This window comes from Crossiella sp. S99.2, from assembly GCF_023094165.1.
Classification (GTDB): Bacteria; Actinomycetota; Actinomycetes; order Mycobacteriales; family Pseudonocardiaceae; genus Crossiella.
On the sequence record NZ_JALMDK010000001.1, the window covers coordinates 945,937 to 971,987 of the forward strand.

The 26,051-nt window shown below is 68.1% G+C and carries 26 protein-coding genes; 18 read left to right on the forward strand and 8 right to left on the reverse strand.

All coding sequences use genetic code 11. The annotated features are described in order from the left end of the window. Window positions 1-63: 63 nt before the first annotated feature. The 3 genes from MZC64_RS04660 to MZC64_RS04670 all read right to left on the reverse strand — a co-directional run bounded on the left by MZC64_RS04660 (window position 64) and on the right by MZC64_RS04670 (window position 3,215). Window positions 64-1,002, reverse strand: coding sequence for a DUF4436 family protein (locus tag MZC64_RS04660; protein WP_247755800.1), 939 nt, complete (start codon window positions 1,000-1,002; stop codon window positions 64-66). Window positions 1,003-1,198: 196 nt separating this feature from the next. Further along, window positions 1,199-2,080 carry a DUF6542 domain-containing protein gene (locus MZC64_RS04665; RefSeq protein ID WP_247755801.1) on the reverse strand — a complete coding sequence of 294 codons (882 nt, stop codon included), beginning with the start codon at window positions 2,078-2,080 and terminating at the stop codon, window positions 1,199-1,201. 178 nt (window positions 2,081-2,258) lie between these two features. Next, entirely contained in the window at window positions 2,259-3,215 is a 957-nt protein-coding gene (locus tag MZC64_RS04670) for a DNA recombination protein RmuC (protein ID WP_247755802.1), read from the reverse strand. Between the two features lie 57 nt (window positions 3,216-3,272). Here MZC64_RS04670 and MZC64_RS04675 point away from each other — a divergent pair, with 57 nt between their 5' ends. Next, on the forward strand, window positions 3,273-4,418 hold the full coding sequence (locus MZC64_RS04675; protein WP_247755803.1) for an exonuclease SbcCD subunit D: 1,146 nt from the start codon (window positions 3,273-3,275) through the stop codon (window positions 4,416-4,418). Beyond that, complete coding sequence (locus tag MZC64_RS04680) at window positions 4,415-7,372, forward strand: AAA family ATPase (RefSeq protein WP_247755804.1); 2,958 nt, start codon at window positions 4,415-4,417, stop codon at window positions 7,370-7,372. Before MZC64_RS04675 ends, MZC64_RS04680 begins: the two co-directional genes overlap by 4 nt. Here MZC64_RS04680 and MZC64_RS04685 read toward each other — a convergent pair. Further along, window positions 7,362-8,123 carry an alpha/beta fold hydrolase gene (locus tag MZC64_RS04685; RefSeq protein WP_247755805.1) on the reverse strand — a complete coding sequence of 254 codons (762 nt, stop codon included), beginning with the start codon at window positions 8,121-8,123 and terminating at the stop codon, window positions 7,362-7,364. The two genes, MZC64_RS04680 and MZC64_RS04685, sit on opposite strands and share 11 nt — an antisense overlap. A 119-nt stretch (window positions 8,124-8,242) precedes the next feature. On the opposite strand from MZC64_RS04685, the gene MZC64_RS04690 reads away from it, so the two are divergent. Together MZC64_RS04690 and MZC64_RS04695 are read left to right on the forward strand one after the other, a co-directional pair. Next, window positions 8,243-9,604 (forward strand): DNA-3-methyladenine glycosylase 2 family protein, encoded by a 1,362-nt coding sequence (locus MZC64_RS04690; protein ID WP_247755806.1) that lies wholly within the window; start codon window positions 8,243-8,245, stop codon window positions 9,602-9,604. Next, a complete protein-coding gene (locus MZC64_RS04695) occupies window positions 9,601-10,101 on the forward strand; it encodes a methylated-DNA--[protein]-cysteine S-methyltransferase (RefSeq protein WP_247755807.1) in 501 nt (166 codons plus the stop codon). The genes MZC64_RS04690 and MZC64_RS04695 overlap by 4 nt, the downstream gene beginning before the upstream one ends. Before the next feature lies 1 nt (window position 10,102). On the opposite strand, the gene MZC64_RS04700 is transcribed toward MZC64_RS04695, so the two are convergent. After that, window positions 10,103-10,684 (reverse strand): class I SAM-dependent methyltransferase, encoded by a 582-nt coding sequence (locus MZC64_RS04700; protein ID WP_247755808.1) that lies wholly within the window; start codon window positions 10,682-10,684, stop codon window positions 10,103-10,105. A gap of 46 nt (window positions 10,685-10,730) precedes the next feature. Between MZC64_RS04700 and MZC64_RS04705 the strand changes: the two genes are divergently transcribed. Next, window positions 10,731-11,129: a MerR family transcriptional regulator gene (locus MZC64_RS04705; protein ID WP_247755809.1), complete on the forward strand. Its 399-nt coding sequence runs from the start codon at window positions 10,731-10,733 to the stop codon at window positions 11,127-11,129. An 11-nt stretch (window positions 11,130-11,140) separates the two neighbouring features. After that, the gene (ychF, locus tag MZC64_RS04710; RefSeq protein ID WP_247755810.1) at window positions 11,141-12,220 is read left to right on the forward strand and encodes a redox-regulated ATPase YchF; all 1,080 of its coding nucleotides are present in this window, start codon (window positions 11,141-11,143) and stop codon (window positions 12,218-12,220) included. Between the two features lie 94 nt (window positions 12,221-12,314). On the opposite strand, the gene MZC64_RS04715 is transcribed toward ychF, so the two are convergent. After that, window positions 12,315-12,926, reverse strand: coding sequence for a hypothetical protein (locus MZC64_RS04715; protein ID WP_247755811.1), 612 nt, complete (start codon window positions 12,924-12,926; stop codon window positions 12,315-12,317). Between the two features lie 474 nt (window positions 12,927-13,400). Between MZC64_RS04715 and MZC64_RS04720 the strand changes: the two genes are divergently transcribed. The 7 genes from MZC64_RS04720 to MZC64_RS04750 all read left to right on the forward strand — a co-directional run bounded on the left by MZC64_RS04720 (window position 13,401) and on the right by MZC64_RS04750 (window position 20,970). Then, a complete protein-coding gene (locus tag MZC64_RS04720; protein WP_247755812.1) occupies window positions 13,401-14,078 on the forward strand; it encodes a hypothetical protein in 678 nt (225 codons plus the stop codon). 78 nt (window positions 14,079-14,156) lie between these two features. Beyond that, the gene (locus MZC64_RS04725; RefSeq protein ID WP_247755813.1) at window positions 14,157-15,572 is read left to right on the forward strand and encodes a transcriptional regulator; all 1,416 of its coding nucleotides are present in this window, start codon (window positions 14,157-14,159) and stop codon (window positions 15,570-15,572) included. A 62-nt stretch (window positions 15,573-15,634) separates the two neighbouring features. Next, complete coding sequence (locus MZC64_RS04730; protein ID WP_247755814.1) at window positions 15,635-17,395, forward strand: DEAD/DEAH box helicase; 1,761 nt, start codon at window positions 15,635-15,637, stop codon at window positions 17,393-17,395. Between the two features lie 144 nt (window positions 17,396-17,539). Continuing rightward, window positions 17,540-17,728: a hypothetical protein gene (locus MZC64_RS04735; protein ID WP_247755815.1), complete on the forward strand. Its 189-nt coding sequence runs from the start codon at window positions 17,540-17,542 to the stop codon at window positions 17,726-17,728. A gap of 166 nt (window positions 17,729-17,894) precedes the next feature. Next, the gene (locus MZC64_RS04740) at window positions 17,895-18,590 is read left to right on the forward strand and encodes a CHAP domain-containing protein (RefSeq protein ID WP_247755816.1); all 696 of its coding nucleotides are present in this window, start codon (window positions 17,895-17,897) and stop codon (window positions 18,588-18,590) included. A 190-nt stretch (window positions 18,591-18,780) separates the two neighbouring features. Beyond that, a complete protein-coding gene (locus MZC64_RS04745) occupies window positions 18,781-19,674 on the forward strand; it encodes an AfsR/SARP family transcriptional regulator (protein WP_247797659.1) in 894 nt (297 codons plus the stop codon). 276 nt (window positions 19,675-19,950) lie between these two features. After that, a complete protein-coding gene (locus tag MZC64_RS04750) occupies window positions 19,951-20,970 on the forward strand; it encodes an NAD-dependent epimerase/dehydratase family protein (protein ID WP_247757947.1) in 1,020 nt (339 codons plus the stop codon). On the opposite strand, the gene MZC64_RS04755 is transcribed toward MZC64_RS04750, so the two are convergent. After that, complete coding sequence (locus tag MZC64_RS04755) at window positions 20,967-22,001, reverse strand: hypothetical protein (RefSeq protein WP_247757946.1); 1,035 nt, start codon at window positions 21,999-22,001, stop codon at window positions 20,967-20,969. The two genes, MZC64_RS04750 and MZC64_RS04755, sit on opposite strands and share 4 nt — an antisense overlap. 1,376 nt (window positions 22,002-23,377) lie before the next feature. On the opposite strand from MZC64_RS04755, the gene MZC64_RS04760 reads away from it, so the two are divergent. From MZC64_RS04760 to MZC64_RS04775, 4 genes are all read left to right on the forward strand, one after another. Further along, window positions 23,378-23,605, forward strand: coding sequence for a hypothetical protein (locus MZC64_RS04760; protein ID WP_247757945.1), 228 nt, complete (start codon window positions 23,378-23,380; stop codon window positions 23,603-23,605). Between the two features lie 35 nt (window positions 23,606-23,640). Next, a complete protein-coding gene (locus tag MZC64_RS04765; RefSeq protein ID WP_247757944.1) occupies window positions 23,641-24,033 on the forward strand; it encodes a hypothetical protein in 393 nt (130 codons plus the stop codon). Then, on the forward strand, window positions 24,020-24,250 hold the full coding sequence (locus MZC64_RS04770; protein ID WP_247757943.1) for a hypothetical protein: 231 nt from the start codon (window positions 24,020-24,022) through the stop codon (window positions 24,248-24,250). The genes MZC64_RS04765 and MZC64_RS04770 overlap by 14 nt, the downstream gene beginning before the upstream one ends. A 150-nt stretch (window positions 24,251-24,400) precedes the next feature. Next, window positions 24,401-24,700: a hypothetical protein gene (locus tag MZC64_RS04775; RefSeq protein ID WP_247757942.1), complete on the forward strand. Its 300-nt coding sequence runs from the start codon at window positions 24,401-24,403 to the stop codon at window positions 24,698-24,700. 53 nt (window positions 24,701-24,753) lie between these two features. On the opposite strand, the gene MZC64_RS04780 is transcribed toward MZC64_RS04775, so the two are convergent. Beyond that, the gene (locus MZC64_RS04780; RefSeq protein ID WP_247757941.1) at window positions 24,754-25,521 is read right to left on the reverse strand and encodes a GntR family transcriptional regulator; all 768 of its coding nucleotides are present in this window, start codon (window positions 25,519-25,521) and stop codon (window positions 24,754-24,756) included. Window positions 25,522-25,771: 250 nt separating this feature from the next. On the opposite strand from MZC64_RS04780, the gene MZC64_RS04785 reads away from it, so the two are divergent. Then, entirely contained in the window at window positions 25,772-25,993 is a 222-nt protein-coding gene (locus tag MZC64_RS04785) for a hypothetical protein (RefSeq protein ID WP_247797660.1), read from the forward strand. The last annotated feature ends 58 nt before the right edge of the window (window positions 25,994-26,051 follow it).

Sequence of the window (26,051 nt, forward strand, 5' to 3'; positions counted from 1 at the left end):
GACCTGCGCTTATGAACCGCCCGGCTGGGGATTCCCAGCCGGGCGGTTCGCGTCAGGAGCCGGTTACTTGGCGCTCCCGGCCAGCGCGGGGGCGGGCGGGGCCTCAGCCTCGGCCGCCGCGGCGGCGGCCTCGGCGGCCGCGGCGCGCGCGTTGGCCCGCTCCACCCGGTAGCCGGTGATCACGGTGGTGATCAGGGACAACGAGACCAGCGCCTCGGCCATGAAGAACGAGCCGAAGTCGACCACCGAACCGATCGGCGGCGACCCCGGCACCGCGTTGCGCAGCGGCACCAGCGCGAACAGCAGCGCGCCCATGAAGCTCATCGACGGCCACAGCAGGCCGCGCCGGTCCCTGATCACGAACCAGGCGGCGATGACCGCGGCCAGGCTCAGGAACCACATGAACGCCATCACGAACAGCGCGAAGGCGAAGGTGCCGGTGGAGCGGACGGCCTCGGCGGCGAAGACCAGACCGCCGCCGAGGTCCTTGACGTCCTTCGGCTTGATCTTGAAGAACGAGTCGGCGTTGACGAAGCTCAGACTGATCGGCACGTTCTTGCCCGCGACCTCGGCGGCGAAGCCGAAGTCGATCTGGTAGCTGTCGAACGGGTAGTCGGTGATCACGCCGTCGTTCAGCGCCACCCGCAGGTCGGCCACGCTCGGGCTGCGGCCCGCCTTGAACGCCAGGGTGTCGCCCCGGACGCCGTTGGTGTGCACGGTGATGTCCTGGCGCGGGAACCCGTCCTCGTCGGCGAGCGCGCCGACCGGATCGATCTCCACCTGCGCGGAGAGTTCCTGCAGCACCGGGTCGGTCTTCTGCACGAAGACGCTGATGTCGATCCGGTCCGGAGAATTCTGGTCGCCCAGGGTGATCTGACTCTGGCCGTCCTGCCGTTCGAGCAGGTAGACCACGATGCTGCCCGCGGTGAGCAGACCGATGACGATCGCGAACGCGATCGCTTTGAGCGCCGGAATGCGTGCCGGGCGGGAACGGGGACCCATCTGAGGCTTCTTACCCTTCGGGAAACGCGCGACGGCTCCCGTCGGAAAGCGCATTCCCAGCGGGCCGCGCCACGTAGTGCTGATTGGCGGACCGGCAGCTTAACTGACAGCTTTGCCGGGATTTCCCCAGTTCAGCGGCTGTGCCCGAGGATCACCCATAGTGCTTTCCCGATGACCGGCAGTGCCTGGCGAGCGCTTAGTAGTCGTCCTCGCGCGGCGGGCGGCGGCGGGGTGCGGGCGGCTGCTGCCGCGGCGGCTGACCGCCACCGCGGGGCGCGGGACCGCCGCGCTGGGGCGGGGGCGGCTGCTGACGGCCGGGCTGGCCACCACGCGGCGGCACCGGACGGCCACCGCCCGGAGCGGCGCCACCACCTGCGGCGCCTCGGCCGGCGGCGCCGCCGCCTGCCGCACCGCCACGGGAAGCGCCGCCGCCACCACGTGGGGCTGGGCCGCCGTCGCGGGGTGCGGGACGGCCGCCGGACTGCGGGCGTGGCGCGGCCGTGCGGCCCGCGGCCGGACGGCGCTCGTCAGCCGCGGGCTTGGCCGGGCGACGTACCGGTTCGTCCTCGTCACGGGCCGGCCGGGACCGGGCGCCGCGGGTGGGCTCGACGGGGGCGGCCGGGCGCTTCTGCAGGAAGATCCGGACCACGCCCAACAGCACGGTGGCCGCGGTGGTGACCGCCATCGCCGGGAAGGAGGTGACCAGCGGCTGGGCCACGGTCAGCAGGCGCGCGGTCATCCCGCCGGAAGCCGGGGTGTTGGCGGTCATCAGGGCGACCGTGGGCACCACGACCACCGCGACCAGCGGCGGTTGCACCATCGGCCCGAACAGGCTCTTGCGTTGCACCCAGCACACCGCGAGCACGCAACTGAGGAAGTAGCCGCCATTGAAGAGCCAGCCGAGTTGGCCGTTGGGCGCCCGGCTGACGAAGGCGGTCAGGATGGACACCCCGAAGGCGAGCAACACCGCTGCCCACCAGGGCACGCCCCGGGAGGAGCCGAACAGGGACAGGTAGGCCCAGTCGGACTCCGCGCGGTCCTGTTCCACGTCGCTTCGACGGTCGCGGGTGGTGGTCACGCGTGACACGTTAGCCCGTCCGGTAAGGGGTGTGCCCGGACGCGCGCTGGACTGGGTGCGATCGAGTCTGCTGGGTAACCGCCGAGTAGGGCAACCGGCTTCTACCCAACAGGCACGAATCGGACCTCAGGCAGCACATCCAGAACGCCCTGACCAGTGCGGATATTCAGTTAGAAGATCAACTTGCTGGTTGGTCCCCCTCGTCTTCCTCGGCGGTGAGGCCGCCCACGGTCAATTCCTCGGCCCGGCGGATCCCCGGAACGGGTGTCGGGCTGGCCGCCGCCTCGGTCAGTGGCTGGGCCGCACCGCGGAAGCTCTCCAGCGCGTCCAGCTCCCGCCGCCGGGCGGAGAGGAACCGCTGCAGGTGCGTGCTGGACAGGTTCACCGCGTCCACCGCACCGCTGGCCGCCCGGTGCGCCTTCATCGCGTGCCCGCGCACCGCCTCCACGTCCGCGGCCAGCGTCCGCTCGGTGGCCGCGAACAGCGCGGCCGAGGCCAGCACCGCGAACCCGGTCGGCCCGCACAGGAAGATCCGCCGGTCCAGCAGCCAGGGCAACAGGTTCGGGTCGGTGTCCATGGCCGAGACCACGGCGGCGTCCGAGGGCACGAACATGATCGTGCCGTAAATGGCGTCCGCCCAGCGCTGGTAGCCCTTGCCGGCCAGATCCGCCGCCCTGGACCGGATGTTGCGCACGTGCACCCGCAGCGCCTCGGCCCGCTCGCCCGCGTCGTCGGTCTCGGCCGCCTCCATCCACACCGCGAGGCTGGCCTTGGCGTCCACCGGCACCTGCCGTCCGCCGCCGACATTCAGCACCAGGTCGGGTTTTGCCGCGCCACCACCGGCCAGATCGGTCTGCACGGAGAAGTGCAGCCCCTCGCGCAGCCCCAGCGCGCGGGCGGTCTCCACCAGCACCTGCTCGCCAAGTTCACCCCTTCCGGTGACCGAGGAGAACGCCACCTCCCACCGGTGCAAGGCCCGCTGGTGCTGCGCGGCCCGCTCCCGCTCACCCTCGACCATGGCCATCGCGGCGTCGGTGCGGCGCACGGAGTCGTTGTACAGCCGCCACAGAAGCACCAGCGCCCCAACGAGAACCAGCGTCAGGACGATCAGCGCGGTGGTGATCACTTCGGTCACCCCTCGATGATGGACCCACCCACCGACAGTGTTCGCCGGCGGCCTACCTTGTTCGCTATGCGGCTCCTGCACACCTCGGACTGGCATGTCGGTCGCACCTTCCACGGCCGCGATCTGCTGGCCGAACAGGAGTCGGTGCTCACCGGACTGGCCGATGTCGTGGTGGACGAGCGGATCGACGCGGTGCTGATCGCGGGCGACCTCTATGACCGCGCGGTGCCCTCGGCCGAGGCGGTGGAGACCTGCGTCCGCATCCTCACCGCTATCAGGGCCGCGGGCGCGGACATCGTGCTGATCAGCGGCAACCACGATTCGGCGCAGCGGCTGGGCGCCTTCGGCGGCTTCGCCCGCGCGGGCGGGCTGCACCTGTGCACCCGGATCGCCACGCTGAGCGCGCCGGTGCTGCTGGCCGACGCGCACGGGCCGGTCGCCTGCTACGGAATCCCTTACCTGGACCCGGATCCGGCCCTGCACGCGCTCGAACTGACCGGCTGCCGCGGACATGAGGCGGTGCTCGGCGAGGCCATGCGCCGCATCCGCGCCGACCTGGCCGGGCGCGGTGAGGGCGTGCGCTCGGTGGTGCTCTCGCACGCGTTCGTGGTCGGCGGCGAGGCATCGGAGTCCGAGCGGCGGATCACCGTCGGCGGGGTGGAACACGTGCCGGGCGGCACCTTCAGCGGGGTGGACTACGTGGCGCTCGGGCACCTGCACGGCCCGCAGGTGCTGGCCGAGCACCTGCGGTACTCGGGCAGTCCGCTGGCCTACTCCTTCTCCGAGGCCCGGCACCACAAGGCGGTCTGGCTGGTCGAACTGGACGCGCACGGCCTGGCCGGGGTGCAGCGCAAGGCGTTGCCGGTGCCGCGGAAACTGGCCACCGCGACCGGATGGATCGACGAGCTGCTCACCGAACCGGACTACGCCGAGCTGGAAGACTGCTACCTCTCGCTCACTCTCACCGACCCGGTCCGCCCGCTGGAAGCAATGCGCCGCCTGCAACAACGGTTCCCGTACGCGGTGCACCTGGACTTCCGGCCGGACGGCGGCGGCGCCACCCAGTTGCGCTACCTGGAGGCGGTGCGCGGCCGCACCGACAACCAGATCGCCGAACGCTTCGTCGACGACTGCCGCGGCGCGCCACCCAGCGAACGCGAACTGTCCCTGCTGACCTCGGCCATCGAATCGGTGCGGGGGCGGGAGGCATGAGGCTGCACGTGCTGGAGGTCGAGGCGTTCGGCCCCTACCCGCGGCGGGAGACCGTCGACTTCGACGCGTTGGGCATCGACGGATTGTTCCTGCTGCACGGCGACACCGGCGCGGGCAAGACCACGCTGCTGGACGCGGTCGCCTTCGCTCTCTTCGGCAAGGTCCCCGGCGCGCGCAACGACGCCAAGCGGCTGCGCTGCGACTACGCCGACCCCGGCGATCCCACCGAGGTCGCGCTGGAACTCACCGTGCAGGGCCACCGGTTGCGGCTGGCCCGCTCACCGGAATACCAGCGGCCCAAGTCCCGCGGCACCGGGTTCACCAAGCAACAGGCCAAAGCCTCGCTGACCTGGATCGGCCAGGCCCCGTCCGGGCAGAGCGCGGAGGGCCTGTCCCGGATCGACGAGATCGCGCGCACGGTGGAACGCCTGGTCGGCATGACCGCCGAGCAGTTCTTCCAGGTGGTGCTGCTGCCCCAGGGCGAGTTCGCCCGGTTCCTGCGCTCGGACACCGACGAGCGGCAGAAGCTCCTGGAAAAGCTGTTCGGCACCGAGCGTTTCGGCGAGATCGAGCAGTGGTTCACCAACCGCCGCCAGGACTCCGCGCGCACGCTGGAGGAACGGCAGCAGGACACCAGGGCGCTGATCGCCCGGCTCGCCCAGGCCGCGGGCAGCGATCCCGCCGAGGGCCAGAACGAGCAGGACTGGCTGGGCGTCCTCACCGCCGAGGCGGCCGAGCAACTCGCGGACACCGTTGTGGTGGAAGGGAAAGCACGCGCCGAGCGGGAGGCGGCCGAGCAGCTGCTGGCCGAGCGGACCGCACTGGCCGAGCGGGTGCGCCGGGTCCGGCGGGCCGGTGCGGAACTGGCCGAGATCGAGGCCGCCGCGGCGAACCGGGCCACCTGGGCCGCGGAACTGGCTCAGGCCCGGCGGGCCCTGCCGGTGCAGGCGGCGCAGCGAGTGCTGGTCCGGATCGAGCGGGAACTGGGCGCCGCCGATGTCGAGGCGACCCGGGGCCGGGCGGCGGTGGCCCGCTATGACGAGTCCATTGTGGACAGTGATGCGGTGCAGCTGCGGGCTTTGGCCGCTGGGCATCGGGAGTCGGCGGGTGAACTGGCCGGACTGGTGGCCGAGGCGCAGCGGCAGCAGGTCGACCAGCGGCGGCTGATCCAGGTGCGGGCCGAGGCCGATCAGGCGCGGCGGCAGGTCGAGCAGGTCGGCGCGGACCTGGGCACGCTGCCGGAGCGGCTGCTGACGGCCAGGACGTGCCTGGAGGCTGCCCAGGAAGCCGCGGCCAGGCTGGACGGGGTGGCGGCCCGGCGAGAAGAGCTGGCCGCGTTGCGTACCGACGCGCGGCGACTGCCCGCGGCCGAGACGGCGGCTGGCCGGACGGCCGATGCGCATCGGCACGCGGTGGACGAGCACCAGGCGGCCAGGGACAAGCGGCAGCTGTTGCGGCAGCGGCGGTTGGACGGCATGGCCGCCGAACTCGCCGAAGGGTTGCGGGCTGGGGAGTCCTGTCCGGTGTGCGGTGGCACCGAACACCCGGCTCCCGCGGGTGCGGTGGCCGACCGGGTGCGCGCCGAGGACGAACGCGCCGCCGAGGTCGCCGAGGCCCGCACCGGCGAACGCCGGGATCAGACCGCACGGGCCGCCCAGCAGGCCGAGCAGGACCTGGCCGCGTTGCGGGAACGCCTGGGGGACAACGAATCCGTCGCTTTGGAAGCGGCCTTCGCCGAGGCCGAGACCGCACTGCGGCTGGTGACCGCGGCCAAGGCCACTGTGCCGGCCAAGGTCGGCGCGGTGGCCGAACTGGAGGCCGAGGCGCAGCGGCTGCGGGAGCGGCTGGCGGTGGCGGAGAAGGCGGTGGCCGCGGCCGAGACCGAACACGCTTCGCTGACGGAAACCGTTGCGACGCGGGCGGATCGGCTGGAATCGGCGCGTGGCGAGCACCCCGATGTGGCGGCCCGGCGGCAGCACCTGCTGGACTTCGCCACCACGATCGAGACCCTGGCCCAGGCCCGCGCCGCGCTCGCCGACACCCGGCGGCGGGCCGAGGACCAGCGGCGGGAGCTGGCCGAGGCGGTCAGCGCGGCTGGATTCCCAGACGTGCCAACAGCAGTGGCCGCGGTGCGGGCCGAGACCGAGGTGGCCGAGGTCGAACAGCGGCTGCGCGGGTTCGACGACCGGGAGGCCGCGGCCAAGGCGGTGCTGACCGAACTCGCCGGGATCAGCCCGGACACCGAGGTCGAACTGGACGCCCCGCGCGAGGCCGTCCGGCTGGCCCGCGAGGCCGCCGAAGCGGCCGTCGCGCTGGCCAGGGCGGCGGCGGAGCGGAAACGGCAGGTGGACGCGCTGGCCGCGCGGCTGACCCACGCGCTGGCCGCGCTGGCCCCGGTGCAGGCCGCGCACGCCGAACTGGCCGCGCTCGCCGACGTGGTCAACGGGCGCGGCCAGAACAACCGCAAGATGTCGCTGCGCTCCTACGTGCTGGCGGCCAGGCTGGAAGAGGTCGCCGAGGCGGCCACACACCGGCTGCGGCGGATGAGCCAGGGGCGTTATTCCTTCGTGCACAGCGATGTGGCCGGTCCGCGCGGCACCCGCGGCGGGCTCGGGCTGGACGTGCTGGACGAGTACTCCGGTCAGCAGCGCCCGGCCAAGACCCTCTCCGGCGGCGAGTCCTTCCTGGCCTCGCTGTCGCTGGCGCTGGGCCTGGCCGACGTGGTGGCCGCGGAGACCGGCGGTGCGGTGCTGGACACCCTGTTCGTGGACGAGGGCTTCGGCACTCTGGACGCGGACACCCTGGACCTGGTCATGGACACCCTGGACGAGCTGCGGGCCGGGGGCAGGGTGGTCGGCCTGGTCTCGCATGTGGAGGAGCTGCGCAGCCGGATCCCCACCCGGCTGCGAGTGCGCAAGGCTCGCACCGGCTCCACCCTGGAGATCACTGTGTAGGCAGGAACTCCAGCAGCGCGGCCAGCAGCTCCGGCTTGGCTTCGACGAACACGTTGTGCCCGGCGGGCAGTTCGACCAGCTTCGCGTCCGGGATGCCGTCGGCCAGCGCCCGGGAGAAATGCGGCGGGGTCAGGTTGTCCTGGCCGGTGGCCAGCACCAGCGTGGGCGCGGTGACCCGCGGCAGCAGCGGCCGGATGTCCACCCTGGACACCAGGTCGAACTGCTCGGGCACGCCCGCCGCGAGCGAGCTGCCCACCGTGGCGGCCAGTTCGTCCGTGACGCCCTCGGTCAGCGCGTCCGCGCCAGCGGCCATCAGCAGGGAGAAGTGGCCCAGCGGCACCGGATCGCCGCCGAAGAGCGCCAGCCAGGTGCGGATCGCCTGGCGCAGCCACGGATCGGCGTGGGTCAGCCCGGCGATCAGCGCGAGCTTGCGCACCCGGTCCGGGTGCCGGACCGCGGCGGTGGTGGCCACCGCGGTGCCCAGCGAGTACCCGGCGATGGCGAACTCGTCCAGGCCGGCCGCGACCGCGGTGGCCACCAGGTCATCGGCGAGCCGGTCCAGCTGGAGCGGATCGGTGGCGCGCGGGTTGTCGCCGGAGCCGGGGTAGTCGGGGGCGAGGACGGTGAAGTGCTCGGCCAGCTCGTCCAGGATCGGCGTCCAGTTCGACACCGCGCCGCCGCCGGCGCCGTGGGCGAGCAGCAGGCCGGGGCCGGAGCCGCGGATCAGGTAGGGAAGAGGTGCGTCAGTCATGCCGTGAGCGTGAACCTTGACGCTAGTGTCAAGGTCAACTCAGGGTGCCCCGGATCACGCTGAGGGTGGTGTCCGAATACCGCCAGCGGTGACGCGTTGGCGCTGGCAGGATCGGTGTCATGCTCCTCGATCCGGAACGCGCCTACCGCTCCGTCGCCGCCCGCGACGCCCGGTTTGACGGCTGCTTCGTGTTCGCGGTGCGCACCACGGGCATCTACTGCCGCCCGTCCTGCCCCGCGGTCACCCCCAAGCGGCGCAACGTCGAATTCCACCTCACCGCGGCCGCCGCGCAGACCGCCGGTTTCCGCGCCTGCCGCCGCTGCCTGCCGGACGCGGTGCCCGGTTCCCCGGAGTGGAACCTGCGCGCCGACCTGGCCGCCCGTGCCATGCGGCTGATCACCGACGGGGTGGTCGAACGCGACGGCGTGCCCGGCCTGGCCACCCGGCTCGGCTACTCCGAACGGCACCTGACCAGGGTGCTGACCACCGAACTGGGCGTCGGTCCGCTCGCGCTGGCCCGCGCGCACCGGGCGCACGCGGCCCGGCTGCTGATCGAGACCACCGAGCTGACCTTCGCCGATGTCGCCTTCGCGGCCGGGTTCGCCAGCGTGCGCCAGTTCAACGACACCATCCGCGCGGTGTTCGCGGTCAACCCGACCCAGTTGCGGGCCGAAGCGTTGCGCCGTCGCCGCCGGGAACTGCCCGCCCCACCCGGCGCGATCAGCCTGCGGCTGCCGTTCCGGCCGCCCTTCGACGCCGCCGGACTGCTGGAAACCCTGGCCGCCCAGGCCATCCCGGGCATCGAGCAGGCCGAGCCCGGCCGGTACGGGCGCACGCTGCGGCTGGCACACGGCCCGGCCACGGTCTGGCTGGAGCCCGGTCCGACCCACGTGGCCTGCACGCTGACCCTGACCGACCTGCGTGATCTGGGCAGCGCGGTGTCCAGGGTCCGTCGCCTGCTGGACCTGGACGCCGACCCGTGCGCGGTGGACGAACTGCTCGGTGCCGACCCGCTGCTGGCCCCGCTGGTGGCCGCCGCCCCCGGCATCCGGGTACCCGGCAGCGTCGACGGCGCCGAGACCGTGCTGCGAACCTTGTTGCGGGACTTGCCACTCGGCGAACCACTGTCTACTTCGGACGGTCAGCTGACCGCATTGTTCCCGGCCCCGGCCGCCGTGCTGGCGGTCGAGCTGAGCGCGGACGAACGCGAGGTGGTGACCGCGCTGGCCGACGGCTCGCTGGACGTGCACTTCGGCCGCGACACCGACGAGCTGACCGCGGAGTTGTTGTCCTACCCCGCGATCACCCCCGTGATGGCCGCGGAGATCGTCACCAGGGTGCTGGGCACGCCGGATGTCTGGCGGGTGCCCGACCCGGCCCTGACCGCCCGCTCCCGGGCCTGGCGGCCATGGCGCTCCTATGCCACCGCCCACCTGCTGCGCACCACCGGTGCGGAGAACGTTGACAGGAGAACCGCATGACCACCGCAGCCGTGTCCACAGTGGACACCGAGGCCGGTCCGTTCAGCGCCATCGTCGACACCGACGGCGCGGTGCTGGCCTCGGGCTGGACCGCCGACCCCGGCGCCCTGCACCCGCTCATCCACGCCTCGATCCGTCCTGCCGAGCTGATCACCCGCGCCGACCTGGGCGCGGTCACCAAGGCCGTGCTCGCCTACCACGAAGGCGATCTGGCCGCGGTGGCCCAGACCCCGGTCCGCCAGCGCGGCGGCGAGTTCATGGAGGCCGCCTGGCGGGTGCTGCGCACGGTGCCCGCCGGGGCGCCAGTCAGCTACGCCGAGTACGCCGCGCTGGCCGGCCGCCCGGCCGCGGTGCGCGCCGCCGCCACCGCCTGCGCCCGCAACCCCGCGGCGCTGTTCGTGCCCTGCCACCGGGTGCTGCGCACCGGCGGCGGCCTCGGCGGGTTCCGCTGGGGACCGGAGGTCAAGCGCTGGCTGCTCACCCACGAGGGCAGCTGACTCAGCGGGTGCCGACGAAGATCTCGCAGTGCTTGGTCCTGGTCAGCTCCGCGCTCGCGAACCTGGCCCGCAGCCCCGCGAGCACCCGCTCGGCGGCCGCGGCGGGCAGCAGCATGCCGAGGGTCCGCCGGGTCGGCTCGGTGCCGCCGTGCCAGGCCAGCACCAGCCGCCCACCCGGCCGGGTGACCCGGTGCAGTTCGTCCAGCGCCGCGTCCAGGTCGGGCCACATCGGCAGGTTGTTCATCGACACCACCACCTCGAACTCGCCGTCCGCACCCCCGGTCCGCTGCGCGCTGCCCAGCCGCAGCCGGGCGCCAGGGGCGCGGCGGCGAGCCTGCCGCAGCATCACCTCGGACGGATCCACTCCGGTCACCCGGGCATCCGCGCCGGTCAGCGCCTTACTGAGCAGTCCGGGTCCAAACCCGACCTCCAGCACCGCCCGGCCCCGCACCGGCCCCAGCTCCCCGAGCACCTCGGCCATCTCGGTCCCGTTCGTCCGGGCCATCACCCAGCCCGCGAGCCTGCCACGCCAGCCACGCGGCAGGGCGAACTGGTTCAGCGGGCGATCCGTCATCCACGACATGCCCCGAGGGTTCCGCTTGAACCCAGGTTCAAGTCAAGATGCCGGCATGGACACCCTGGTCCCGATCGGCGAGGCCGCCGCCCGCCTCGGCCTGGCCACCTCGGCCCTGCGCTACTACGAACGCCGCGGCCTGCTCAAGCCCGCCCAGCGCCGGGGCAACGCGCGCTACTACGACGAGGACGGCCTGCGCCGCCTGGCCTTCATCCAGGCCGGTCAGCAACTCGGCCTGAGCCTGGACGACCTAGGCGCGCTGCTGCTGGCCGACCGCGCGCAATGGCAGCGGATCATCGAGGCGCACGTGGCCGAACTCCAGGCCCGGATCGCCCGCGCCCAGCGCGCCAGCGACCTGCTCCGGCATCCGCTGAACTGCGTTGCCGAGCACCCGGCGACCGAGTGCGAGCACCTGCGTGGCCTGCTGGACGAGTGGCTGCGGGCCACCCCTTAGACTGGCTGGTCGTGAGCCTCACCCTCGGCATCGTCGGCCTGCCCAACGTGGGCAAGTCCACCCTGTTCAACGCGCTGACCCGCAACGACGTCCTGGCCGCGAACTACCCGTTCGCCACCATCGAGCCCAACGTCGGCGTGGTCCCGCTGCCGGACGCGCGCCTCGGCCAGCTGGCGAAGGTGTTCGGCTCCGAACGTGAGGTCCCGGCCGTGGTGTCCTTCGTGGACATCGCAGGCATCGTCAAGGGCGCCTCCGAGGGCGCGGGCCTTGGCAACAAGTTCCTCGCCAACATCCGCGAGGCGAACGCGATCTGCCAGGTCATCCGGGTCTTCGACGACCCGGACGTGGTGCACGTGGACGGCCGCGTCGACCCCAGCTCGGACATCGAGACGATCAACACCGAGCTGATCCTGGCCGACCTCCAGACCCTGGAGAAGGCCATCCCGCGGCTGGAGAAGGAAGCCCGCACCCAGAAGGACCGCCGCCCCGTCCTGGAAGCGGCCAAGCAGGCCAAGGACATCCTGGACAGCGGCCGGACCATGTTCGCCGCGCAGAAGGAAGTCGACCTCGAGGACCTGCGTGAGCTGAGCCTGCTCACCACCAAGCCCTTCCTCTACGTCTTCAACGCCGACGAGTCCGTGCTCACCAACGAGCCCCGCCTCAAGGAACTCCGCGAACTCGTCGCCCCCGCCGACGCCGTCTTCCTGGACGCCAAGGTCGAGTCCGAACTGCTGGAGCTGGACGAGGAGTCCGCCGCCGAACTGCTGGAGTCCATCGGCCAGCACGAACCCGGCCTGTACTCCCTGGCCCGCGCCGGCTTCCACACCCTGGGCCTGCAGACCTACCTCACCGCGGGCCCCAAGGAATCACGCGCCTGGACCATCCCGCAGGGCGCCACCGCCCCGCAGGCCGCCGGCGTCATCCACACCGACTTCGAGCGCGGCTTCATCAAGGCCGAGGTGGTCTCCTTCGCCGACCTGATCGAGGCCGGGTCGATGGCCACCGCGAAGTCCGCGGGCAAGGTGCGCATCGAGGGCAAGGACTACGTGATGGTCGACGGCGACGTGGTGGAGTTCCGCTTCAACGTCTGACAACTACCTGGTGAGAGGCCGGCTAGTCACGCGATTACGTGGCTGACCGGCCTCACTCATGTCGCAGGGCCTGTCGGCTGTGCCGGCCTCGGTATTACTCCTCGGTGAGCGCCAGCAGATTGTCGGCCAGGTCGCGCTGACCGCTCTGGTTGAGCGAACGAACGATGATCAACACTTCCTTCTCCGGGCGCTGTGCGCTGTACTCGATTAGGTAGCTGGCGGCATCACCGAGGTTCTGGGCGTGGCAGTAGGTGATCGCCGCTGCTGTCTCCTTCGCTGGGGCTGTCGTGCCGAAGTAGTGCAGGATCACCGCCGCGTCCTGTTGCTTGCCCGCGGCGAAGTGGCGCGCAAGCTCTTTGAGTTCCCCGGCGAGGGGGCTATCCGATTCACTGAGTTGCCGGTCCCCCTCGGCAGGGGGGACCGGCAACATTCCGGAATGGCCTTGCGGCTCGACGGTCGCGCCAGCCGGCTTGCGGCGCTTGGAGTTCGGGTTGCAATCTGCCCACGCGGCGTCGTACACGTGCTCCACCTGGTCCCACGACAGTGGTGGAGCCAAGTCGTCGTAGTTGGAATCGGCTACCACAAGGTGTGCGTGCGCGGCCCCTGCCGCCTCGTACAGGGTCCACAATCCGGTCAGGCCAGCGTGGACCCCCCTGATGAGCCTGTCAGCGACTGACTTTGTCACGGTCGGGACGAACAGTTCCACCCACCTGGCGGTACCAGGCCGTCCCCGCCAGGCAGCCTGGTCCATCCTTCGTTTATCTGTATCCGGTGGTGGCGGGAAGGCGACTATAAGATCGATGAGACTCATGACCAGGTCTGAAAGCTCTAGCTGTGACTTCGTTCGGGTCTCTTTGCCAGGAACCTGGCCAGGTCTTGTCAACGTCGCCCCCTGTCGTGATCTGTGCCCTTAGGTACAGCGGTCTTCAAGGTCATCTGAGCATAGAAGACTGCTGAATGGAATGATTTTTTGTCCCAACTTTTCGCGAATGTGTCCCAACTCTTGCCTGTAACTTGCACTTGATGAGTTGCATCTGGAAATTTTCACGTTGGGACAGAAAGTTGCCGAAACCTGGGACTGTCTCGGGGTTCACTTCCGGTCCGATATGACGTTTCCTTGCTGATGAAATATTGCGCATCTTTGAGGCGCAGTTCCGTGTAGTGAAGGGTGAGCAGGTCAATGGACAACATGCCGTCCTGGATGGATACGAAGCTGGGGGGCATGAAGCGTGTCGCGCTTTGGCTTATCCAGGTGATTGGCCTCGGCAACACGTTCACGAAGAACCAGCTGCGCGAGGCGTTCCCGGAGGTCGCCCAGATCGACCGCCGGCTGCGGGACCTGCGCGACTTCGACTGGAAGATCCACACCAACCGGGAGGACGTAGGGCTGGGAACCCATGAGCAGCGCCTGGTCGAGGTCGGTCAGCCTGTGTGGGTACCTGGGAAGGCGACTCGCAGGGCGGCGGTCACGGTGACCGCGGCGCAGCGGCACGAGGCCCTGATGCGGGACGGGCACAAGTGCCGGTCCTGCGGTATCGGCCCGGGGGAGGCCTACGTAGGCACCGATGTCACCTCCCAGCTGGATGTCGCCCGCCGCGATGTCCTGCTGCCGGACGGTACGACCAAGACTCAGCTGGTCATCGAGTGCAACCGCTGTCGCATCGGCAACCGGGAGCTGGTGGCCAACCTCGGGCGCCTGCTGGGCCGGATCAACAAGCTGCCGGCGATCGAGAAGAAGATCCTGTCCGCCTGGGTCGCGGAGGACCGACGGGGCTTCAGCGAGATCGAGGACATCTGGGCTGGCTACCGGACGCTGCCGGCCGAGTCCCGCGTGCACGTGCGGGATGCCCTCGCGTGAGGGGATGGTGGTGCGGGAACGCCCGGCGGGCCCGCACCACCCGTACAGTCGTCACCGATCTTTCAGTGGAGGGGTGCAATGCCGGCTGGCTTCGGGGTACCGCCGAAGGCGAAGGAGAATCGCCAGCTCGTCGAGGAGCGGGTGCAGGAAGCGCGTGCGGGGCAGGGTGTCCCGGAGACGCTCACGATCGAGTTCCGGGGGCTGCCCAAGCACGTCGAGGTGATCGACATGCCGGTGACGCAGCTCTACTACAACCCGGGTACGCATCGCGTCCGGGCACAGCGCAGCCACGATCTGCTGAAGGACCGCGCGCTGCAGGACGACCCGTGGAGCGAGGAGAGCCAGGACTACCTGGAGTACCTGCTGGCGGCGACGCCGGCTGATCCCTCGAAGCCGGACCCCAAGTTCGACGAACTGCTGGAGAGCCTGCGGGAATACAAGCAGAACGAGCCGGGGCTGATCACCCGTGACGGAGTGCTCGTCAACGGGAACACGCGGCAGGCGGCACTGAAGAAGCTGGGGGTACCCAGTATCCGGGTGGGCGTCCTGCCTGCGTCGTCCACCTGGGACGACGTGCAGGCCGTGGAACTGTCCCTGCAGTTGCGGCCGGACCGCCGCCGGGACTACTCCTACGTCAACCACCTGCTTGCCCTCGATGAGCAGGTTGAAGCTGGGCGGCAGCTAGCCGAGATCGCCAAGAACTTCCAGACCACGGTGCCGGCCTGCGAACGGGATGGCTGGATCCTGGGACAACTCCGGGAACTGATCAGGCGTAGCGAGAACGGGAATCTGGCGCTGCGCCTGATGGACTTTGAGAACGCCAAGGAACGCTTGTTCGAGCTGTACCGCGCCTATGCTAAGGAATATTCCAAGAACAAGGAACAGGCCGACCTGCTGAGGGAGGCGCGACTGAGCGCCATCGTCCTGGGGTTTGCCAAGACTGACGTCCGGTGTATCGAATCCGACTTCCAGGTCCGGTTCCTGGACAAGAGGTTGCCCGAGTACCTCCAGCCGACTGTTCCCGAGGCGCCAGCCGCACTGAAGATCCCCGGGCTCAACAGGACGGTCCAGGCTGCGAGCCCGAAAGTTTCCATCGCCAGGGCACTGACTGATTCGGTGTTGAAGGCCAAGGCGGTGCAGGTCATGGGTGGGCAGGTGCCAGCTGAGCAGCTCGCTGAGGCGTCCGAGAAGATCTCTGAGCTGGAGGGCGTCTTCGAGGAGGCTATTGAGTACGCGGGCAAGTTCGTGCGCGAGCGCAAGAAGCGGCTGGCTGCTCCGGACCGGGTGAATGACGCCTGCAAGGACCTGGAGCAGTGCATCACTGACCTTGTGCTGGCGCGGGGTAACAACAGTCTCGATGAGGGTGCCTTCGATGACGCGCTCCTCAACCTGCGCACCATCCTGGGGCGGCTTTCCAAGGAGGCGGCCAAGAGCGTGCAGCTGCCGGAGGAAGGCGTTGCCTGGCTCCGGAATGTCGCGGCCGTAGACCAGTGACTGCCACTCAGGAGCCGGCGGGATACTCGCTCCAGCTCAGCTTCGACGTCACGCGGACCCGGGTGATCCTGCGGGCCAGGGCTGATCTGCGGAGCGAGTTCGCCGCGCTGGCCTCCAGCATTGCCAGGGGTGGTCAGCGCGGCCCGCTCAGCGCGGAGATCGACCTGGATGACTTCCTGGTCGGCATCAGCGACCTGGCCAGCTGGCCCGATCCTGACGGCGTGGTCTGGGAGCCGGAGCTGTCCAGCTTGGTGGCCAGTGTTCTCGACGATGCGGATGTGGCGGAGAACAATCTCCGGGATGGTGGGGGCCCGTCCACCGTTGCCGCGCCCGAGGACCTCGATGAGTTGCTGGGGCCGGACTGGATCGCGGATCTGACCTCGTTCCAGCGCAGGGACATCGCCCGGCTCCTGGCACTTAGCCATGGTGCGAACTTCAGTGTTCCCGGGGCAGGTAAGACCCGCGCTTCCCTGGCCCTCTTCGCCGCAATGCGGACTCAGGGAGAGGTCCAGCGCCTGCTCGTGGTGTGCCCCAAATCAGCGTACGAGGCCTGGCAGTACGAGAACTACACCGTCTTCAAGCAGCCGCTCCGGGCCGGCGTGATGGGTAGCCGCCCCGATTCCGGTACCGAGTTGCTCATCGTGAACTACGAACGGCTCAGCCGGTCGGTCGGCAGCCTGGCCACCTGGCTCCGTTCCGCGCCCGCGATGCTCATCCTCGATGAGGCCCACCGGATGAAACTTGGTGCGCGGGGGGCGTACGGTGCTGCCTGCCTCGCCCTCGGGCCACTCGCGCGGAGACGCCTGATCCTTACCGGTACACCAGCGCCGAACGGCGCCCGGGATCTGGAGAGTCTCCTGTCATTCGTGTGGCCCGGTCACGGAAAGCGGGTTGTGGCTGACGCGGTAGGCGGCGGTGATCTGGCCCATGCGAGCGCGGTACTCCGGCCGTTGTTCACCCGCACGACCAAGAAGGAACTGGGCCTGCCCCCCTTCGAGCCGAAGATCCGGCTGGTGGAGCTGCCGCCGCTGCACCGGGAGATCTACGACGCGTTGCGGGGCAACCCCTCCGCACGCTCCGGAGATCTGGAGTCGCTAGGGAAAGCGATGCTCCGGATGCTGATGGCCGCGACTAGCCCCGCCCTGCTGGTTGAGGGGACGACGAGGTACGAGCCCCTTGCCTACCAGGTCCCCCCGCTCGCCGCGTCTCCGGAGGACTCCCTGGACACGCTGATCAAGAACCTGCCCAGTCATGAGCTGTCGCCCAAGTACGAGGAAGCCCTGAGGATCGTCGCGGAGAACGCGGCCGCGGGACGCAAGACCCTGGTCTGGTCGACGTTCGTCCGCAGCATCACGACCCTGGAACGACTGCTGGCTCCGTACCAGCCCGCGATGGTGCACGGTGGTACCGAGGATCGTGAGGAGCAGATCAGGCGGTTCCGTCAGGATCCGGATTGCATGGTCCTGCTCTCCAACCCGGCAACGCTCGGTGAGGGCATCAGCCTGCACCAGGTCTGCCACGACGCCGTCTACGTAGATCGTGACTTCATGGCAGGCCGGTTCCTGCAGAGCCTTGACCGCATCCACAGGCTCGGGCTGGCGCCTGGCACGGAAACCAGGGTCACCGTGCTGGCGGCTCAGCGGACAGTGGACGAGGTCGTCGCGATGCGCCTGGGTGAGAAACTCGAGTTCATGGGGCGCATCCTGGACGACCCGTCCGTCCGGCAACTGGGCGATCTTCAGGAGGACGAACCGAGCCTCGCGGTCATGGACGCGGCGGATATCCGGGCTCTGCTGGCCCACCTGGAGGGTAAACCGCACTGACCAGTCCGCCCACTCGGCGAGCGGAACGTGCTCAGCGGGGCGCGGCAGGCCGAGCTGAGCACGAGTCTCCGCCCAGCTTCGAGCTGATCAGCACTGCGTCGGGTCGCGGCAGTCTTTATCCAGTCCGGGGTCCACGGGGCGGGGTTGAGCACCACGGCGCCCACGTTCCGGATGCGGCTCGCGGTCAGTCAGGAGGCCAGCGAGCCCAGGGAGCGGCCGGTCAGCGCGACCCTGGCCAAGCCCCTGGCGCGCAGGGCGCGGACCGCCTACCAGGGACAGCGGCAGGGTGATGAGCGGAGTCGCCGAAAGGCCGCAGCGGGCGCGCGTGGGTGAATCGTTGCGGGAGCACTCTCGTAGCACTGGTCCTTCTTCAGTGCACAAACTTGCCGGTATTCACCCGATTGCTGGCTTAACCGTTTCTTTGCTGGGTATTAGGCGGGCTGGTCGACCCTGACTTCGCCGCGGAAAGCGCGGTGATGCCGATGAGGGGAAAACTGCCATGGAGAAGATGATCCCGCGGCGCCTCGTTCGCGGTCTGACCGTACTGGGGGTCGGGGTCAGTCTGGTGCTGGCCTCGTCCGTGGTCACCGGCCCGGCGATCGCGGCGGAGGATCCGGACACCGTGGCGCCCGCCGTGCTCGCGGTCGAGGATCTGGACGGCCGCCCGCTCACCGGCGAGGCGCTGCGGGAGTTCCTGGTCCAGGACGCGGCCAGGACCGCGGCCACCCAGCCGGACACCGTGCCGCAGGCCGCCGCGCCCGCGGGCACCCTGGCGGACCGGGACCAGATCGTCCGGTTCGCCGCGGCGGAGCTGGGCAATGGGGAACGGCCCGCGGGCAGCAACTGCACCAAGTACTCCTCGATGTGCGTGGCCTGGTGCGCCCTGTTCAGCACCTGGGTCTGGCGCAAGGCGGGGGTGAGCATCCCGCAGTACCCGTTCACCGGCGACGTCTACAAGTGGGGCCAGCGCAACGGCAAGTCCTACAGCAAGGCGAACCTGGGTTCGGCGGTCAAGGGTGATGTGCTGTTGTTCGGCACCGGGCCGTCCAGTCCGTCCACCAGCACGCACATCGGCATCATCGAATCCCGCTCCGGCAGCACGGTGAAGATGATCGAGGGCAACCAGCAGAACGCGGTCCGCCGGGTCACCCGCACGCTCAGCGGGAGCACCTTCTACGGCGGCACCAGGCCGTAAGGGCAGCGCGGGAATGATCAGCCGGGCGGCTGGGGTCTCGAATCCGCCCGGCTGATCGTTTCGATATCAGGTTCTTGAGTGCGCGGGGCGACCCTCGGGGGCAGACAACCGGTTGAATCGGGCCCAACAATGGCCGTTCAGCCGTCTGCGCCGGGGGCCAATGGTGGAGGAATTTCGCATTCTCGGTCCGGTGGAGATCTGGTCGTCCGGGCTGCCGAAGGACCAGCCGCCGCCGCGCGCCCGGCAGATCCTGGCCCTGCTGCTGCTCAACCCCGGCGTGATCACCCCGACCGACCGGCTGATCGACGCGGTCTGGGGCGAGTCGCCGCCGCCGAACGCGCGCAAGGCGCTCCAGGTGCACATCTCGCACCTGCGTCAGCTGCTCGCCGTGCCACTGCGGCACAGCCCACCCGGCTACGTCCTGTCCGTGCGGCCGGACCAGGTCGACCTGCACCGCTTCCGGGCCTGGACCGCGGCCGCCCGGCGCGAGTCCGACCCCGAGCAGGCAGGCATCCTGCTGCGCCGGGCGCTCTCGCTGTGGCGGGGCAGACCACTGGCCGACATCGGCTCGGACCGGATGCGGGAGCGGTTCTTCGCCGGGCTGGAAGAAGAACGGCTGGCCGCCCTGGAAGCCAGGATGGACGCGGACCTGCGGCTGGGCCGGCACGCCGAACTGGTCACCGAACTGCCCGCGCTGCTGGCCGAACACCCGCTGCGGGAACGGATGCGCGCCCAGCTGATGACCGCGCTGCACCGCAGCGGACGGCGGGCCGAGGCACTGCGGGTCTTCCACGAGGCCCGCGCGCTGACCGTGGCCGAACTCGGCGTGGAACCCGGCCCGGAACTGCAACGACTGCACCGCGAACTGCTCGCCGAACCCCGTCCCGCGTCCGCGTCCGCGCCGGTCAGCCGCAACCACCTGCCACGCGATGTGCCGGACTTCACCGGCCGCGCCGCCGAGCTCACCCGGCTGTGCGCGGTGGGCGGCCGGGACTCCGGGGTGCTGCCGGTGTGGTGGCTGGACGGGCCGACCGGGGTGGGCAAGACCGCGCTGGCGGACCCAGAATTGGTACCCATACTGTGACCTGCGAAGACTGCCAAACGATCGACATCCGCCCCTGTCAGTGACCACCGGCCGGGGTGACCGGGCGGGGTAGAGGTAGGCACCCGTACTCACACGTTGTGGCCCCGGATCTTGGGAAAACCGACCGGGTACCGGTAGGGCCCGCTACCCGGCTCTACCCGCTACCCGGCAGGTCACCATAGCTATCGCCCGGCAGTGCAAGGTCTGCCGGTGCCTACCTCAGTAGACCCTGGTCGTCCCTTCGCGGACGGCGGAGCCATGGGCCAGGATGGCTGTATGAGACTGCTGGTGTTGGGCGGGTCGTGGTTCCTCGGCCGGACCATCGTTGAAGCCGCGCTGTCCCAGGGATGGGATGTCACGTCGTTTCGCCGTGGCAAGACCGGTCACAGTGTCCCCGGGGTCAAGCTGATCAAGGGTGATAGGGAAGATCCGGACAGTTTGAGGAATCTAGCCAAGCAGGGCCCTTGGGACGCCGTGATCGATACGAGCGGATTTGTTCCACGGGTAGTACTCGAAACAGCTAAGGCCCTAGAGACTGTGGCTAGTCGATACGTCTTCATATCCACGGTTTCTGTGTACGAAGGTTGGCCGATTTCGCCACTCACGGAAATTTCGCCAGTTTTGGAGTGCCCGTACGATGCAGGGGAAGATTTCGGCTTCGAGGGCGACCCGGGGCCGAGTATGTACGGGTTTCAGAAGGCGGGGGCAGAAACTGCGGTCAAGCACGTTTTTGGGGAGGCTGCCACAACCGTAATTCGACCCGGGGTAATTCTTGGGCCGTATGAGTACGTCGGTAGGCTTCCGTGGTGGTTGAGAAGAGTCGAGCGCGGAGGCAAGATTCTTGCTCCGGGTAACCCAGGCCGTTCTATTCAGCCGATCGACGTTCGAGACGTGGCACAGTTTGCAGCCAAATGTGCGGGCGGGCTTCCGGGTACCTTCAACGCCACTGCCGAAGGGCATGACACTTTTAACGACTTCCTGACTTCGTGCAAAGAAGTGACGAAGAGTGATGCGACTTTCGAATGGGTTGCTGAGGATCTCCTCATCGAACACGGAGTCAAGCAATGGACCGAGATTCCGCTATGGCGGACTTACGCTGGCGCATGGAACGTGGACTCATCGAATGCGCGAGCTGCGGGCCTTACTTGCAGGCCAATCACGGAAACCGTGTCGGATACCTGGGAGTGGCTTACCGCTAACGGTAGCCTGGTTGAGCACGAACGACAGGGAGAACAGGGAATCGCACCAGAAAAGGAGGCTAGGATTCTGGCAGAATGGGCAAGCAAGGTCCATTAGCTGAGTCCGGACTCGATCTCAGGTCGCTTCACGCGCCCGATTGCATCACCCGCGAAGCTCTTAATTCGCTCAGAGATTCGAGTAGCCTCAATAGACCCTCTGAACTGCTGGGTGCCGAGGACCTTATCCATGTTCTCAAGTCGTTTGATTAGCGCTTCAGTGCGCATATCTCTGCTCAGTCTGAGAACTGGTAGCAATGAGTCCTCGGCCCCGGCAAGGTCTCGACCAATAACCCGGGCGGCTCCCAAGTCGATACGTGCCGCAAGTTGACCGGCCGTCCAGCGGTTTTCTTCTTCTTGTTCCGCGAAAAGGCCCAGGGCAAGGTTTGCGTTACTCTCGGCGTTCTCTGAATCTCCCAACGCGACGTATGCGGAGCTTGCGCAAAGTGTAGCCCGCGCTCGATCAAAAGCCAGCTCTCCGCCTGTCTCATCAAGAAATAGATCCTGTCCGGCAAGCTCCAATTCGTCTTGCATAAGATTTAGGGTTGACTCTACTTCCTTGCGGGAACCAAGCATTGCCAGAGCGCGGGAGTAAACCGCGTACAGCCTGACTCGCGCGGTCCCGCGCGGAGCTTCGAGAATCGCAGCCTCTGCGATTCGCTTCGCATCCTTGGGCCTACTCGACCATAGCGCAATGGTTACCTCCAGTGCGCGCGCCCAGGAACAAAGGCTAGGCTCATCGATTAGCTGCCCATATGTGTAAGCCGCGCGGGCCTGATCCGCCGCAACAGCGGGCTGTCCAAGATCCCAACTGACAGAGGACAAAAGTCCGCAGAGTTGCCCCGCCGCTGCATAAAGCTCTGCCTTCTGTCGTGGCTTATTCGTCATCTTAAGAAGATCGTAGACTGCATTGCGCTGACTCACTAGGTCTACCAGTAGCGCAAAGGGCGGCTTATTGAAGTACTCGCTTGCTGCAAGGCGCGCGTCTGCCAGTACCTGTTCGATAGGGCCCGGCTGGATAGACGCGGCGGCCGCACGCGCATGCTCTACCGATTCACGCCCGGCGGTCATTACCCGTTCCACCTCCGTCATTCTGTTGAGCGTAACCAAATTGCTAGTACTGGGCTTTGCGGGAGGCCCGAATAGGCTGTCAACGCCCTCGTGGAACAGCTTCTCCAGCGTCTCCTTAACCTGTGCACCACGGGGGCGCGTCGCAACATTTCCAGATACCCACCAATGAGCGGTTCGGTCGGGTAGCTCTACCCCTCCAATCTCTCGATATGCCCGCCGAAAATCGATGACATCCCAAGATCGTTCCCGAATCAACTGATCGAGTCGGTTGGCGGGTGCCTTCATAGCCCGTTCACCCTTTCAGCCGTACCGCCATCCGTGACCCACCGAGCCCGACTGTACGGCCCTCCCCGCCTGCGCCACGGGTGCGCGTAGGAAACTTGCGGTGAGTTGCAGGGTCTTGCAGTGAGTGCCGTCTCTGTTGCTGCCTCCATCAGTCCATGGTTACACCACAGGTGCCCAGAGTGCACCTTTCAGCACACAACTGCCGATGCGGATAGGTGCTGACGGCCATGACTAGGTGAGTGACGGAAGGGTGGGCCCGCCGTGACGAATGAAATTGCGGAAACCATCCGGGCTGCTGAGATGACGTCCCGTGACGGTACAAGCCACTATGTGACGCTGGCCGCCATAGCTAGCGGTATTGCTCAAGACAAAGGTAGGTACAGCACGCTCTGTGGCGTATCCATTCAGGTTGCCCCTATGGTGACTCCTCCCCGGTGTCGGTGCACTTCCTGCTTGACGGCAAGAGTGTTTCCGGGCAGGAAGTTTATGAAGCCGCTAGAGGCTCCAGATTCATGCGCATCGCTCGCGCGGCCCAAACATGCCCGTGTCGGTTTTCTCAGGTATGCATTCCGCTGCCTGTGTCGGCCGCTAAGCAAGGGTGGCAGCCATGACGGATGAGCTAATCGCCCTGACGTTGCGTGCCGACATGCACATGCCTGCCGTTCACATGGGAACCATTAAGGCCCGGCCTGCGGAACTGGCTCACGAGAATAGGGGTGTTCTACCGGCTCGGCGACTTTCCCTGCTGTGCGGACGTGTTCTCTCCAATGCCCGATCCGAAGCTGTCTCGGCCGACCTCCGGAACGATTCGATTGTCTGCAAAGGCTGTGTTCTCGCAGTGCCGCAGGAACACTTGGGGTTCCTGCCGACGCGATACCAGCGGCCCGGAATGCGGAAGTGGCTGGCCGGTGCCACTCCGCTTCCCGCTGACCGAATGGGCGGAACGAAGAGGAAGAAGGTTCGCCATGTGGGTTAACGGGGACCCGGTGGGCTCGTGTCGGGTGCGACAGGTGGGCGTGATCCTCCCGAGTGACGGGAACGGGTCTGTGCGTTCGCTTCCGTTGACTCATATCGCACCTGTGGCGGTAGTCGGGGGCGAATGTGAGGAGAGCTTGCCGGAGGTGATCACGTTGTATTGCCTGGCCGTGGTCAAGTCCGCAGAAGTCGAAGAGGCGGAGATTCACGTGGATTCGACGCTGTGCCTCATGTGCGCCTTGTCGATTCCCGAGGAATTTTACGACGTTCTGCCCCCGATCTATCAGGATCTAGCCTTCCGGAAGCAGTTGGCCGAACTCGTCTTCAGCCTTCTATCGGGAGAGGAAAAGGCGGGCGCGCAATGACCGGCCGGAAATCTGCGTCCGCACAGTCCGGCGATATGATCCACGTCGGTCTGGTGATCACTGCTGAGCCGCCGGTCGGTATCCCGATTATCCATATCAGCGCCGTCCCGAAACACGTATACGTGAAGGAACAGAAAGGCTGCCTGCCGGAACGGGTGAAACTGTACTGCGGGCGGAGTCTCGGCGCGGTCAATGTCGAGCTGGCGGCCATTGGTCCCGCCTCGGTCATCTGTCACCAATGCGCCCTGTTCCTGCCCGAGAAGCATTGGGCGATTCTTCCCTTCTCGTACAGGGACCCGGCATTTCGGAGAACCATCTCGCGAATGGTGATTGAAGCTCCGGGAGGAGATCACCGCAGATCCGTCGCGGTCTACCGCAGTTCCAGGCACCATGCGGCGCATCAGGGAGAGGCCGGTGGGAGAAAATGACTACCCGGCCGGTCGTCGGGTCCATCTACTCGACAGCGCCTATGACGGCAAAACCCATATCGTCATCGTGGCAGGGACGGATAAACGCGGCAGTCAGATTCTCACCGGCTGCTATCTCTACCGCGACACGACCAAGATTGGGTGGGGTGCTCGCCCCGGCGCTGTTGAGTGCTTCGCCTGCATGCAGAAATCGAGAAACTTTGTGTCGCCGAAGTAGATAGGGACCGAACCGCCCCGATTTCCCGGAAAGAGACGGGGGCGGCCCGGCCGAGGGATGGCGCACCACCCCCTGTACCAGAGCGTACAGGGGGTGATCGTCATGCGCGGGTCGTGTGCGATCACCGGAGACGGTGAAAGGGCACACACGATGACCACGCAGGGCGAGTACCACGCGGAGTGCGGGGGCGTGCCGTTCCTGTCGGTGCCTGCGGGCGGGGCGGCCGAGCTGGTGGGCACGTGGGAGGAGGCTGCGCAGTGGGCGGAGTGGCTGCGAAAGCTGTTGGCGCACAACGGGTTGAGCGAGGATGTCCTCTACCTTGTCCCCGGGGTGAGCGCGGCCGGACTGGCTCAGGTGACCGTGGTCATGACCCCGGCCGGGGCGGTGGCCTGGGACAGGCTGATACGGGAGGTGGCTGCGCTGTCCACACAGGACGACGCAGCCGCCTGACGTGACAAGACCCGGCCGGAGAAGGACCGGCCGGGTCTTGTTGTGGCGGAAAGTCAGGATGTGGCCAGGGCGGCCGGGCGGACCGGGTAGGCCAGTTGCGCCGCATCGGCGCAGATGTGGATTTCCTCGGCCGCCCATACATGCGCGTTCTCATCCCGGACCTGCCTGCGAATAACCAGCATGGGCGTAGCCGGGGGAATGTTGAGGGTGGCCGCGTCATCGGGTGTGGGCATAACGGCGGTGACGTAGTCGACCATGTCGAGTTCGGTGCCGTGACCGGCGAGGATGCCATAGAGGTCATTCGGGTCCCGGAACGGATGTTCTTTGAGTTCCGGAATCGCGCTGGCGGTGGTGAACGGCACGTAGAGGCGGTGAGTCCTCTTCCGGCCGCCCTCGGCCACGTGCACCGTGTCGCAGACGAACACCGGCGTATGTTCGGCGATTCCCAGCAGGGAGGCCAGTTGCCGATCGGCCTCGACCCGGTAGGTCAGAGGTTCGCCGTGGGGGGTCCAGGCCGCCGCGTCCGGGTCGGTCAGCCCAACGGCGGCCCCGGGGTGGCTGGCGGGCTGGCTGGCCAGGCTGCGGGGGTAGGTGCGGGTGGTGCGGTGGCGGTCGCGCACGAAGGAACCCCGGCCCTGCAAGCTCTGGATCAAGCCTTCCTCGCGGAGCACGCTCACGGCCTTGCGGACTGAGCCGAGGGAAGCGCTGAATTCCTGGACTAGGGCGCGGTCACTGGGGATGGGGTCGCCCGGCCGGAGTTCCTCGCTGGTGATCTGGGCGCGGATCTTGTCGGCAATGTCGCGGTAGAGGTACGTCGTCATGGTCGCTTCCTGACCTTGGGTGCCGCCTGTGGCGGCTGCGCTGCTTCCGGTGTCTCGCTGGTGTCTGTGGCCTCTGTCGGCCTCTGTCGGTGTCTGCTGTTGCGCACTGCTCAGGCTAGGTGCTCTACAGCAGTGTGTCCAGTCGTGTTATGGTGCTTCGTAACACTGCTCTATAGCAGTGCGATAGAGCAGTCAGGCGGGGAAGCGCCCCGCCGACCATCACACGACCGAAAGGCACTACGCACCCATGATGACCTGGGAAAACATGCAAGAACGACTGGTCAGGCTCTCCGTGCTGGCCGAAGAGCTGGGCACCGTCGCGGCCGGGCCGGTCACGACGTGGCTGTACCGGGAGATCGAGACCGAATGCGCCCTGCTCGCGACAGCGGCCGGGGAATACATCGACGAGTGCGAGCGGCTCGACCGCCCTCCGGCGGCCGGGCCCCTCCGTGGCGCGGGTGATGCCGCTTGAGGCCCGATGACGGCGCGGGCGACCCGCGCGCACAGTCCGGCCCCGTCACCGGGTCGGC

Coding starts and splice junctions, on each gene's coding strand:
- MZC64_RS04660 (WP_247755800.1), bottom strand. CDS start 1,002: ATGGGTCCCCGTTCCCGCCCGGCACGCATTCCGGCGCTCAAAGCGATC.
- MZC64_RS04675 (WP_247755803.1), top strand. CDS start 3,273: ATGCGGCTCCTGCACACCTCGGACTGGCATGTCGGTCGCACCTTCCAC.
- MZC64_RS04680 (WP_247755804.1), top strand. CDS start 4,415: ATGAGGCTGCACGTGCTGGAGGTCGAGGCGTTCGGCCCCTACCCGCGG.
- MZC64_RS04685 (WP_247755805.1), bottom strand. CDS start 8,123: ATGACTGACGCACCTCTTCCCTACCTGATCCGCGGCTCCGGCCCCGGC.
- MZC64_RS04690 (WP_247755806.1), top strand. CDS start 8,243: ATGCTCCTCGATCCGGAACGCGCCTACCGCTCCGTCGCCGCCCGCGAC.
- MZC64_RS04695 (WP_247755807.1), top strand. CDS start 9,601: ATGACCACCGCAGCCGTGTCCACAGTGGACACCGAGGCCGGTCCGTTC.
- MZC64_RS04700 (WP_247755808.1), bottom strand. CDS start 10,684: ATGTCGTGGATGACGGATCGCCCGCTGAACCAGTTCGCCCTGCCGCGT.
- MZC64_RS04705 (WP_247755809.1), top strand. CDS start 10,731: ATGGACACCCTGGTCCCGATCGGCGAGGCCGCCGCCCGCCTCGGCCTG.
- MZC64_RS04720 (WP_247755812.1), top strand. CDS start 13,401: ATGGACAACATGCCGTCCTGGATGGATACGAAGCTGGGGGGCATGAAG.
- MZC64_RS04725 (WP_247755813.1), top strand. CDS start 14,157: ATGCCGGCTGGCTTCGGGGTACCGCCGAAGGCGAAGGAGAATCGCCAG.
- MZC64_RS04740 (WP_247755816.1), top strand. CDS start 17,895: ATGGAGAAGATGATCCCGCGGCGCCTCGTTCGCGGTCTGACCGTACTG.
- MZC64_RS04750 (WP_247757947.1), top strand. CDS start 19,951: ATGAGACTGCTGGTGTTGGGCGGGTCGTGGTTCCTCGGCCGGACCATC.
- MZC64_RS04755 (WP_247757946.1), bottom strand. CDS start 22,001: ATGACGGAGGTGGAACGGGTAATGACCGCCGGGCGTGAATCGGTAGAG.
- MZC64_RS04765 (WP_247757944.1), top strand. CDS start 23,641: ATGATCCACGTCGGTCTGGTGATCACTGCTGAGCCGCCGGTCGGTATC.
- MZC64_RS04775 (WP_247757942.1), top strand. CDS start 24,401: ATGACCACGCAGGGCGAGTACCACGCGGAGTGCGGGGGCGTGCCGTTC.
- MZC64_RS04780 (WP_247757941.1), bottom strand. CDS start 25,521: ATGACGACGTACCTCTACCGCGACATTGCCGACAAGATCCGCGCCCAG.
- MZC64_RS04785 (WP_247797660.1), top strand. CDS start 25,772: ATGACCTGGGAAAACATGCAAGAACGACTGGTCAGGCTCTCCGTGCTG.